Source organism: Psychrobacter sp. P11F6 (genome assembly GCF_001435295.1).
GTDB lineage: Bacteria > Pseudomonadota > Gammaproteobacteria > Pseudomonadales > Moraxellaceae > Psychrobacter.
Genome location: NZ_CM003594.1, coordinates 472,160 through 484,555, shown reverse-complemented (window position 1 = coordinate 484,555; position 12,396 = coordinate 472,160). Strand labels below are relative to the sequence as shown.

The 12,396-nt window shown below is 44.9% G+C and carries 8 protein-coding genes and 1 pseudogene; 1 reads left to right on the top strand and 8 read right to left on the bottom strand.

All coding sequences use genetic code 11. The annotated features are described in order from the left end of the window. Positions 1 to 118: 118 nt before the first annotated feature. The 6 genes and pseudogenes from AK822_RS02045 to AK822_RS02020 all read right to left on the bottom strand — a co-directional run bounded on the left by AK822_RS02045 (position 119) and on the right by AK822_RS02020 (position 7,033). A pseudogene (locus AK822_RS02045) lies at positions 119 to 1,906 on the bottom strand (AMP-binding protein). A 301-nt stretch (positions 1,907 to 2,207) separates the two neighbouring features. After that, entirely contained in the window at positions 2,208 to 3,428 is a 1,221-nt protein-coding gene (locus AK822_RS02040) for an FAD-dependent oxidoreductase (RefSeq protein WP_060490393.1), read from the bottom strand. A gap of 193 nt (positions 3,429 to 3,621) precedes the next feature. Further along, the gene (locus tag AK822_RS02035; protein WP_060492141.1) at positions 3,622 to 4,353 is read right to left on the bottom strand and encodes an amino acid ABC transporter ATP-binding protein; all 732 of its coding nucleotides are present in this window, start codon (positions 4,351 to 4,353) and stop codon (positions 3,622 to 3,624) included. A gap of 182 nt (positions 4,354 to 4,535) precedes the next feature. Further along, complete coding sequence (locus AK822_RS02030; protein WP_060490392.1) at positions 4,536 to 5,207, bottom strand: ABC transporter permease subunit; 672 nt, start codon at positions 5,205 to 5,207, stop codon at positions 4,536 to 4,538. Further along, complete coding sequence (locus AK822_RS02025) at positions 5,204 to 5,950, bottom strand: amino acid ABC transporter permease (RefSeq protein ID WP_055123453.1); 747 nt, start codon at positions 5,948 to 5,950, stop codon at positions 5,204 to 5,206. Before AK822_RS02025 ends, AK822_RS02030 begins: the two co-directional genes overlap by 4 nt. Positions 5,951 to 6,046: 96 nt before the next feature. After that, a complete protein-coding gene (locus AK822_RS02020) occupies positions 6,047 to 7,033 on the bottom strand; it encodes a glutamate/aspartate ABC transporter substrate-binding protein (RefSeq protein ID WP_060490391.1) in 987 nt (328 codons plus the stop codon). A gap of 324 nt (positions 7,034 to 7,357) precedes the next feature. Here AK822_RS02020 and AK822_RS02015 point away from each other — a divergent pair, with 324 nt between their 5' ends. After that, the gene (locus AK822_RS02015; RefSeq protein WP_060490390.1) at positions 7,358 to 8,338 is read left to right on the top strand and encodes an Hsp33 family molecular chaperone HslO; all 981 of its coding nucleotides are present in this window, start codon (positions 7,358 to 7,360) and stop codon (positions 8,336 to 8,338) included. A 116-nt stretch (positions 8,339 to 8,454) separates the two neighbouring features. Here AK822_RS02015 and AK822_RS02010 read toward each other — a convergent pair whose 3' ends face one another. Continuing rightward, the gene (locus AK822_RS02010; protein WP_060490389.1) at positions 8,455 to 9,924 is read right to left on the bottom strand and encodes an esterase/lipase family protein; all 1,470 of its coding nucleotides are present in this window, start codon (positions 9,922 to 9,924) and stop codon (positions 8,455 to 8,457) included. A 228-nt stretch (positions 9,925 to 10,152) separates the two neighbouring features. Then, entirely contained in the window at positions 10,153 to 12,354 is a 2,202-nt protein-coding gene (locus AK822_RS02005) for a PhoX family protein (protein ID WP_060490388.1), read from the bottom strand. Positions 12,355 to 12,396 lie beyond the last annotated feature (42 nt).

Here is a 12,396-nt window from a genome sequence, read left to right as displayed (position 1 = left end):
TAAGATAAATTCATCAGTCATGATTAAGTGACGAATTTCTTGAATGACTTAAATCAAAAAATCCAGCCTTATCACACATAGAAAAAAGCTGGCTTTTACAGTGATTAATAATCTCAAATCACTCCAGACCCAACTCTTCTATCATTTGCTCAACGATTTTGAATTTCTGAATTTTACCAGTGATGGTCATTGGATATTCATCGACGAAGCGGAAATAGGTCGGCACTTTATAATGAGCAATATGGTCACAACAAAACTGCCTTACCTCTTCTTCGCTTAAGCTATTTGTCTCTTTTGCAATAATCCACGCCGCGAGTACCTCACCGTACTTTTTATCAGGAACACCAACAATTTATACATCGCGAATCTTCGGATGACGATAGAGATAGTTCTCAACCTCTACTGGATAGATATTTTCGCCGCCGCGAATGACCATGTCCTTGCTACGTCCAACCACAGTGATATATCCATCTTCATCCATCACTGCCAAATCACCCGTATGCATCCAGCCATCCGTAATCGCCGCGCGTGTTTTAAAGCGGCTGCCCCAATAGCCTTTCATCACCGCGTAGCCATAAGTGAGTAATTCGCCCGTCTCTCCAATCGGGACGACATCACCCGTTTCAGTGTCGACGATTTTGACCTCAAGCGCGGGCAGCACCATCCCTACGGTGGAGACTCTTTTTTCGAGTGGCGTTTGCAAGCTGGTTTGACAAGAAGCTGGACTGGTCTCGGTCATGCCATAAGCAATCGTCACCTCGCTCATGTGCATTTTATCCATGACGCGGCGCATGACTTCGATGGGACAACTAGAGCCGCCCATAATACCAGTGCGTAAGCTGGACAAATCAAAACTGTCGAAGTCTGGATGATCGAGCTCCGCGATAAACATCGTCGGTACCCCAAGCAGAGCGGTACATTTTTCCTCTTCCACCGTTTGCAATACCGTTAGCGGATCAAAACCATCGTTGGGATACACCGCGCAGCCACCATGGGTCAAAATGGCTAAGTTACCGCCTACCATGCCAAAACAATGATAAAGTGGTAATGGAATGCATAGCCTATCCTCCTCTGTCAGCCTCATACCTTCGCCAAGAAAATAACCATTATTCAAGATATTTCGATGCGTTAAAGTAGCGCCTTTTGGTGTACCCGTTGTCCCACTAGTAAACTGCACACTAATAGCATCGGTATTCTTTAGCTGGGCTTGGCGCGCAGCTAAACGAGGGTCGTTTGCGTTACCCTCTGCCATCCAAGCGGAGAATTTCTGCATAAAATTGAAATTTTCATCGCTTTCTGAGTCATCAATCCAAATGATACGCTCAATCGTTGGAATCTCCACCAAGTCTAATTGCTGATAGTTCTTATGATAAACCTCAGGACAAAGCTCACGAATCATTTGTGTATAGTCGCTGCTTTTGAAATGACGCATTAATACCAATGCCGAACAGCCCAGCTTATTCAGCGCATATTGCAGCTCAAAGGTACGATAAGCAGGATTAATATTGACGAGGATAACGCCGACTTTCGCGGTTGCCAATTGCATCAAGAGCCATTCAGCATTATTGTGTGACCAGATACCGATGCGATCACCAATCTCAAGTCCCATTTCAATCATGGCACTCGCTAACTGATTAACTTTCTCTTGTAGTTCGCGATACGTCCAGCGAATATTTTGATGGCGAGAAACCAAAGCTTCACGATCAGGATATTTATTGACAATGGCATCAAAAAAATCACCGATTGTCGCTTCAATGAGCGGCACATCAATGCCTTTATCATGGCTTTTGGTGAGTGGCGCATTTGCTGAACGCACGCCTATATTAACTTTAGTGATATTGTTGAGAATACTGTTATTAGGCGTACTTTCATTAATAATGCTGTCAAAATCGGTAATCTGAGTCATCACGAGTCCTTTCGTTTTGCTGTTTAATGTTTGTTATCAGAGCGGTAATAGACTACAAAGGTAAATGTCATATTCTTCCTTGAATATTCTCTGTCACCATAGACTATAATTAAATCAAGCCCTAACCAATATAGTCTCTTAAATGAAAGCCTGTCAATAATATTGATACAATACGTATCGATTACTATTGCTGCGCCATCTTATTAAGTTGATTATTCATATAAAAGATACGATAGATATAAAAAAGCCAGTGCTGCATTAGGATGGCAACACTGGCTATGATTTAGAGCTTTTTTAATCGTTACAATATAGGTGCTACAGGCGATTTAATCGTTACTGTTGCGCTGACTTCATCATTATCATTCAGCAAGTCCATGACCAGTTCTTCATCACTTTCTGTCTTGACCTGCCAATTACCAGTCGCTTTTGGCACACCTGTCACCATGACGGAGATTGCTTTGTTTTTTAGACGAATCATTGGCGGTTTATGCTCATAGCCATTATGATCTAGGCCCAACACATCATCAGCAATGGTAGCAGCCTGCGCGCGTAATGGGGCGACATAGCGACACGGTACGCCATCGATAGACATACAGTCACCAATCGCATAAATATTGGCTATACTGGTACGCAAGGTCGGCGCATCCACCACGATCCCAGTGCGACGGTCAAAATCGACACCAGCTGCGGCAGGTAGTTTGTCATCGACGGTCAGACCTGTACTGGCAATCACATGATCGACCATAAGTGGTTCGATTGGCTCAGCAGTACTGCTTTCTGTCGCTGATGCTAGCGCCTCATAACTGACCTGCAGTTTTCCATCACTGATACGAGTAATAGCAGATACCTGATACCCTCCTAAAAAGTTAATCCCTTGCGACTTGACCGCTTGTACGATACGAGAAGTTGCTTTTGGTGGTAGCATTTGTGATAGTGGTGCATCGTTTAAATCAATGAGTGTCACTTGATGACCCGCTTTTAATAAGTCTTCTGCAATCTCCGTCCCGACCATACCTGCACCAACGATAGCGACGTGCTGACTGCCAGTGGCTAGCTTTTCTTGCAACTGTCCAAAGCGCTCAATATGATTGACATGCCAGACTAGTTCCTCTGGCAAGCTTTTTGGGAAGATAGGATGCGCACCCATCGCTAGTACCAGCTTATCATAGCCAATCGTGGCGTAATTGGTATAAACGGGATCTGAGCGCAGCGCAGAGATAAGCTGCAACTGTTGAGTGGTCGTATCAACATCCGTCACTTGCGTGTTGGCAAGTAGCTTAACATTTGTAGCTTCTGCGGCATCAATGCCCGTTGCTCTGACCAAATCTGCCGCACTTTTCTTTTGGCTAATCGCCATGGTCAGCATTGGCTTGTGATAACGATCGCCACTGTCAGCTGTTACCAATGTAATTGGAATATCTTTGTCTTTTGCACGAATGGCATCGATGACATGCCAGCCTGCCAAACCTGCACCGATAATGACAATACCGTTATTTGATACTTCTGAGTTTTCAGCGATCATATTAACTCCCATATAGATAAGCAATTATTTTAGTTGTTAGAATATTGACCGCTATTGTATCAGTAAACAGGCATGCACTCACATACGCATCCAAATTGAAGGTATAAATCAACTTCCACAAAAAAAGCGCCTATTAATAGACGCTTTTTAGATCTGCTATTTATAAATAATGCGAATAACGCAGTAGAGAGTTTTAATGATTCAAAATCTTCGATAAGAACAGTTGCGCGCGGTCACTTTTTGCCCCTTCAAAAAACTCATCCTTACTACAGTTCTCGACAATATGACCTTCGTCCATAAAGATAATACGGTTGGCTACTTGACTAGCAAAGCCCATTTCATGGGTCACACACATCATGGTCATGCCATCACGAGTCAACTCGACCATAACATCGAGCACTTCTTGAATCATCTCAGGGTCAAGCGCAGAGGTCGGCTCATCGAAAAGCATCGCTACAGGATCCATTGCCAGCGCTCGTGCAATTGCAACACGCTGCTGCTGACCACCCGATAGCTCCGCGGGATATTTCGCGGCCTGTACCGTTAGTCCAACACGATCTAAATATGCCATGGCTTTTTGCTTGGCCTCGTTCTCTTTGCGACCCAATACTTTTATTTGCGCCACTGTCAAATTATCAATAATGGTCAAATGTGGAAACAGCTCAAAATGCTGAAAGACCATGCCGACACGGCTGCGTAATTTTGGTAGATTGGTTTTTGCCGCACCAACTGAGATACCATTCACCATGATCCCACCTTCTTGAAAAGGTTCCAGTCCATTGACCGTCTTAATCAAGGTTGACTTACCACTACCTGATGGCCCGCACACGACGACGACATCACCTTTATGTACATGCGCCGTACAATCACTCAATACTTGAAAATCCCCATACCATTTGCTGACATCGGACATTTGAATGACCATCTCATCACTAGCATGACCATTGTTGGTGACCAGTCCGCCAAAGGCATTTAAGTATGTATCAGCTTTGCTCATCACTGGCTCCTAACCACATTGTTTTTAATAATCGTCATTTAAAAAAAGTTAAATCAACTACTCAACCAAAGCCTCAACACTCAAAAAGCGCAAACCAAGATAAATATCTATCAAAATCGCAAACGCTTTTGCAATTGTTGTACACCCACGGAGGCACTGACACTGATGATAAAATACACCGCACCAGCACCCAAAATGTAAGGCGTCAGCAAACCCATCAGCTCACCGCGTACATAGGCGGCACGGAAAAAGTCTGTCAAACCAATAGCGAAAACCAACGTTGTATCTTGGAATAAAATAATACACTGCTGCAAGATTAGCGGCAGCATTTTGCGAAAGGCTTGTGGCAAAATAACCAGACGCATGGTCTGCCCATAAGTCATACCCAGCGCTTTGGCGGCATTGACCTGCCCACTACCAATCGATTGAATACCAGCACGCACCACCTCTGAAAAGTAAGCGGCTTCAAACATCATAAAAGCAACCACACAAGAGGCAAAAGCAGCATCAAGTTGTAAGTACTTACCCGCTATCCAAAAATAAATCATCGGTACGGCAAAGTAAAACCACAGTAGCACCAGTAGTAGCGGTACAGAACGAAAATAATTGACGTATAGCTTTGCTGGAATCTCAAGCGCTTTGATACCAGACAAGCGCATCAACGCCAATACCGTTCCTAAGCTAATACCACCAATAATCGCCAAAAACAGCACTTTTAAGGTGGTAATCATGCCGCCCATCAAACCAGGATAGGCTGTTGCCAATTCGGTCATCATGTTCATTTCTGACCTCCTGCAATGAGCCCAGGTACACGCAGTTTGCGCTCAATTAACCCCATAATAGCAATCAACGATAAGTTAAATACTAAATAAATAATCGTCGCGTAGGTATAAATCTCGATGCTGTTTTGGGTGTATTCGCTGATGGTTTTGGTTTGACTGATCAGCTCCATTACCCCCACTAACGAGGCGACGGAGGCGTTTTTGAAGCAGTTGGTCAGCTCAGAGCTGAGCGGTGGCAAAATAATACGAAAGGCCTGCGGTAGCAGCACTTCTTTATAAACTTGTGGAATACTAAAGCCTAGTGCATAAGCAGCATTGATCTGACCTTCGGGCAACGACTCAATACCTGTACGTACCTGTTCAACGATACGAGCGGCGGTAAATAAGCCAAGACCGATACTCGCTGAGAGCATGGCTGAAGTGTTAGGAGATAAATCCTTATACCACCACTCTTGTATCGTGGGCGTGAGCCAGCCAGGTGCAATATAAAACCAAAAGAACAACTGGACAAGCAGTGGAATATTACGAAAAAATGTCACATAAGCGGTGCCAATGGCACGAGCGGTCTTATTAGGCAAAGTACGCATAATGCCAAAGATAGTACCTACGACCATAGCAATGGCCCATGCGATACTACCAATCAATAGTAGCCAGCCAAGACCAGTAATCATCCAATGGATATAAAGCTCATTACCGATACCAGTCTGCTCAAAGAGCACACCCCAGTTCCAGCTATAATTCATGGTTGTCTCTCCGAGCAGCGACTGAAAATCCTACGTGTTCAGATTGACATCAACATCAGTCTGAACACGTAAGCAAGCTATGTTGCAGGACAATAATTACTGTGCCGTCGCAACTTTCGGCTGAGCGCTGTCATGCGGACTGGCAATCAAGGCTTTTAAGTTGTCAGACATCTCAAAGTTTAGATTGACGTTCTTTGGTGGGATTGGGTTTAAGAACCACTTGTCATAAATGCTGTTGATTTCCCCTGATTTAAAGACATTCGCTAACGCTTCATCGACCACTGCTTTGAACTCAGGATCATCCTTACGCATCATACAACCATAAATTTCAAACGATTGCGGCGTGCCGACGATGACCCATTCATCAGGATTTTTTGCTTTGGCTTTTTCGCCAGCAAGTAGTACATCATCCATCATAAAGGCATCCGCGCGACCATTTTCTAGCATAAGGAAGCCTTCGCCGTGGTCTTTTGCTGAGATGATATTCATGTCCATTTTGTTGTCATCATTATACTGACGAATATAACGCTCTGAGGTCGTGCCTGCGGTGGTGACTAAGGTCTTACCTTTTAGGTCTTCGAAATCTTGAATACCTGAGTCTTTTTTGGTCAATAGACGCGTACCGATTTCAAAGAAACCGTTGGAGAATGCCACTTGTTTTTGACGCTCTTCGTTATTGGTGGTTGAACCACATTCAAAGTCGACCGTGCCGTTTTGTACCAAGGGAATACGGGTTTGTGAGGTGATAAGGTTATAACGGACGTTGAGGTCTGGCATGTTTAGCTTTTGCTTAACCGCTTCGACGACTTTCATCTCTAAATCGTGCGCATAACCAATCGGCTGACTTGGGTCGTCAGCGATATAAGAAAATGGAATAGAAGAGTCACGGTGACCAACCACAATAGTACCCGAGTCTTTGATTTTTTGTAGAGTACCGTTGGTAGTGGTTTCTGTCGCTGTTGCATCATCTGCTGGCGCATCAGTGCTGGTTTGGCTACTGTTATTACACCCTGCAAGACCTAGCGCCATAAAAGCAGCGAGAGTTAAAGGTTTAGAGAAAGACCTAGAAGATAGATAGCTCATGAGATACATCCTTTTATCACATTATCACAAGATTGAATGAGTGCTTGGACGACACAGGTCTTATTCATTGACCTTATTGCCACGCATCCATGCGGTTGTTGTTGCTGTTATTTATCACAATGCAACTTAATGTTACTGTACAACAAATTAGCGGGTGTGGGTAAAAATTTTTTAATGAGGCTTATTTTTTAAGGATATCGGGTTTAGTATCACCATAACTATCCAATAAACGCCTTTAATCTGTTAAACAATATCTAAAGAGCAATTGATAAATCACGATGAATCCCCATAAAGCTAACAACTTCTTAATACTATAAATGACCTATGACACAAGATACTCAAGTCCCTAATACGGACAGCCAGAATGCTGGCAACCATAGTGACAATGACGTACGTCAACGTTTCTTTATTGAAGATTCGCCAGTGCGCGGTGATGTGGTGCGCCTATCACGCAGCTATGCCAGTACGATAGCCCAAAAGCCTTATCCTGAAGCGATTAAGCGCTTATTGGGTGAGATGCTGACAGCAGCGAGTTTGCTTATCGGCACGGTCAAAATCAATGGTCATCTGTCCATTCAATTGCAATCATCAGACAGCGATAGCTTGCTAAACTGGGCAATGGCAGAATGCAATCAAGACGGTATCATCCGTGCCCTTGCTAGCTGGAAGGGTGAGACTGATGAGCAAGTACAGGCTTGGGAAAATATGACTCATGCCAAAGAGGCATTTGCTGAATTGGGTGCGATGGGTCAAGGCGTGTTATTTATTAACATTCAACCTGAAGGCGGCGAAGCCTATCAAGGCATCGTCGAGCGCAGCCATGACAATTTGGCAGACTGCTTAGCGCACTACCAAAAGCAATCGGCGCAGATTCCAACCTTGATTAATTTGGCATCTGATGGTCTGCAAGCGGGTGGCATGTTGGTACAGATGCTTCCTCGTACTGCTGAAGAAACCTATGAAGTCGAGCAAAACCAAGATGCGGGTATCGACGATGACTTGTGGACGCGTCTGAGCGTTTTGACACGGACAGTGAAAGCTGAAGAGTTGACCACGCTTAATGCCAACGAAATCCTTTATCGCTTGTATCATGAAGAAAATGTCGTCGCGCCCGATCCTGTTGCATTATCATTTGGTTGCACCTGCTCACGTGAGAAATGTGAGATGGCCATTGAGCAAATCGGTGAAGCAGAAGTCTTAGACATCATTGATGAGCAAGGCGGTAACTTTGAGATGGATTGCGGATTTTGTGGCGAGATGTATAAATTTAATAAAGACGATGTGACCACGATATTTTCTGAGTAATTAGGATTTAGTGCAGCTCGCTTAGTAATAAAAAAACCCTCAAGTATCATGCTTGGGGGTTTTTAATGTCATGGCTTGAAATTTATGACTGACGATATAACTGGTTTCGAGCACGCTTAATTGGCTACTTCATCCACTTCTGGATAAGAATAGATACGACTATCAAGCCCATACTTTGCATCATGGGCATCGCCTAGCCTCTTATCCAACAGCCAAGCAATAACTTGCTCATGTACTCTATCGCTGTAGATTAAATTCATGTGATTGACTCCATAAAAAATCGCCTTATGTCCCTCTGGTACTGCTAGCGTATGCTCTTCGGTATATTCGCCGAGCGCTGACTCTACTGAGACCAACCCGTCCCCAAGCAAACTTGTGGTCTTAGATTCATAATGAGTTTCAATCAAAGCTGCCGCTACTAAATAGGTATTCACATGCAGGGGCAAACGCGTGGGATGACGAAACTCTGCTGGCAGCACACTGCGCCCTTCGGTAGACTTCCAATCAGCATCGCGAATACTGCCGTAACGTAAATCTATAATACCGGCGCTACGCAAGTCGCCTAATTTAGCCAATGATCCTGCAAAAGGCAGCTTAGCGATTTTATCTTGAACAAAATGTCCAATCTGCTCCAAGCTTGCGCCATGATGCGGTGAGCCTAAGGTGACAAGATTGCCCACGCGTTTGACCCAGCTAAAGCCTTGCTCTTTACCGTAAAACAACGCACTACGGCTCAACAAACCGCCCATACTATGACCGATTAAATCTATCTGAGTGACGTCGGGATTATTCTCAACCAAATCTTGCAAGACTTTTGCAAAGCTACGTCCGTTGCTAGAAATACGCCGACCCGTATTATAGTTTAAATACAGCACCGTCGCTTTTGGCAAGTGATTGACCAACGCTTCACCCAAATTGCCTTCTCCAGATACCTGCCAGCTCAAATGACTCATACAAAGCCCATGGCATAAAATAATAACACGCCCAGACAGCGCGCCACTTTGTACACGATTGTATTCATCGTATAGCACCATCGATACTGCCAATGGATTGTGATGAGTGATAAGATGATCGCCCATGACGCCATTTAGAATATTGACCAAGCGACGTAAGTTTTTGGGTAAAGGTTGTATTTTTTTGGGTTTAGAAACAGTGTTATAAAGACGCAGCCCTGAGGCAAGATTATTGCCCACCAATTGCATCGTATAACGCACCGTGCCATAAATCCGCCCCGTGATGCCGCGCTGCCAGTGCTCAATATTGCCTTTATTAAACCGCCCTAAAGGACGCAGCAGAATCTCACGATGGATAGCCTCTACAATATCAGTGACTTCCACCACGCCCATCGTTGCCAACTGAGCCAAGCCTTCAAAAAAATCAACCAACGTAATAGGCTGATGCGGTTTGCTATAGCTGTTGTCCACCGTCTCGGCGCTCAGCTCATCGACATAGATATATTCGAGTTTCGCCAACTCTTCATAGACATCGCCCTGAAAACCTTCACCAGTATCCGACTCAACAGCAGTTGGACGCCGAGTGGTGGCAAATAAATCATGAATGGTTTCTAAAGGTTTTGGACTGGGCATAGTGTTAACATATCAAGCAGTTGAAGGAATTTTCCATACTATCCTGTAATTGTCATAAACAGAAGAGAATGATTTAACTATCAAGTATTTTTATTGTCAAAGAAAGGCGCTATCCTTTAAGACCCATGCTTGCGTATTAATAACCATCCTCTAAAATACAAAATCCCAAGCCATGACTTGGGATTTATGTATTGAGTAAGACACATCATTACTCATGCAAATATCTAACTAGACAAACGACTCTGCCAGTATGACGTCGCCATCTTCACGCGTAATCATCACGGTCGCTGAGCGCGGCGTACTGCCTCCAGTAATAGCGCCCCAAGTATTACCCGGATGCTGAATATTGATAAATAAGGTTTTAAAGTCAGGAACCATGGTAATACCTGTGACTTCACAGCCTTCAGGACCGACAAAAAAACGTTTGATATTGTCATTACTAGCAGGCATGCCGACTCGGGTCTGTTGCCCTGCTGAGGTCGTTATGGCTGTCCCATCACTGACTTTACCCGGCAGAGCCGCCAGCAACATACAGCTGGTGGTATCGGTATAAGCGCCGTCATCGGTCTGAATCCACAATACGCCACGCGGATCAAAGTACAAACCATCGGGAGAAGACAAATCATTGCTATCATTTAACTGTGACAAATTTTCTGCGGTCAGATCATAAGGCGTGGCAAACAGATAAATATCCCACTCAAAACTCATGGCCGCATGATCGCCACCTGCTTCTGCCCAGCGAATGATATGACCGTTGTCATTACCTGCCGCTTTTTCACCTGCTTGATAGCTACGCGGATTAGAGGCTGACACAGGTTGATCTTCGCGTACGCCGCGATATTTATTATTGGTCAATGTGACGTATACCTCACCCGTCATAGGGCTAACCGATACCCACTCTGGTCTATCCATTTTGGTTGCACCGACCACATCTGCTGCGGCACGAGCAAAAACCAACACCTCATCTTGCCCATTAAAAGGCAATACCGTATTGGAGGCATTCAGTCCGTTTTGACTATGGACGAGTGCTTTCCATTCACCGCTGCCATCTTCATTGAAGATAGCAACATAGAGCGTGCCGTCATTCAAATACTTATCGCCCGCTTTTAAGCCACCGCCGATATCACTATTTGACCATGTGGCTTTGGAGACAAACTTATAAATATATTCGCCGCGAGCATCATCGCCCATATAAAAGACCACCGGTTTGCCTTGTTCAACGGGGGCATAAGCACAGTTTTCATGGGCAAAACGTCCCAGTGCCGTACGTTTTTGCGGCATAGAGTTTTGGTCAAAAGGGTCAATTTCGGTGATATAGCCAAAGGTATTAAAGCCATTACGATAATCGTCAGCAGCACTGATACCGACGGCGGTCATATCCCAGCGCGAAAATTCATCGGCTATCTTGGCATCTTTGGCTTCAGGTGTGTGCCACAGATACTCCCAGCCTGGGAAATCCTCTGTTGCACCGTAGCGCTCGCGACCATAGTTTTGCCCATCACTTAATTGGCTAGCATCTTGCCCACGGGCGAATACCCCTAAAAAGTTCTCTTCGGTGGTCAGATAGGTGCCCCAAGGTGACAAGCCTGCACCGCAGTTATTATTGATGCCGCGCGTCTGAAAGCCTGTCGGATCAAACTTAGTCTTGACCAAATCAGAGCCAGCAACGGGCCCTGTCAACTGCGCCGTACTACTACTCGTGAGACGGCGATTATATTTCGAATCAGCTACCATCTCATAACCCTTACCATCAGCGCGGCGTTTCATCTCGACCACCGCTACCCCATGGCAATTAACCTCCCTACGCACGTCACTCGCGAGGCGACGATTTTTAAAGATGGGAGCAGCATTATCATCTTGGGTCACATAGTAGCCAAACGGACTCAATTCGTTACTATTCACGTATTCATGATTCATCACTAGCAGCCCATTCTCTGCCGCTTTGGCATCATAAGCGCCGCCCTTTTTACCAAAGAACCACATGCCATCATGGTTATCACCCATGCGCCACTCGAATGATTCTGCCGACTGCTCTCGGTTGTCTTTCCAATCATCGATACCCGATATCAGCGGCGTACCAAGTGGTAATATCATCTCGGCTTTATAGCCTGCTGCCACACTCATCGTTTCGGCAATTGAATGCGCCACTGCCGTAAACTTCAAAGTTTCGGGACGTTTGAGATCGCCCTGTGCAGGGATAGCCGCGTTATTATCAGTATTCTTGATAGGACTGCTGTCATCATCATCGCTACAGCCAACCAAAGGTAGCGCCCCAAAAAAAGCCGCCGCCGTCAATCCTGTGCCACCCTTTAGGATACTACGACGGTTCAAACGACGACTAATAATGGTTTGAAAATCGATATTGTCAGTCGGATTAGAATCTTCAACGACTTCATGGGCAAGTGGTTGTTTATTATTCAATAATGTCATTATCAGTCACCTTGCTGTTAGGCTGGATTGGCGGAGAGTTGA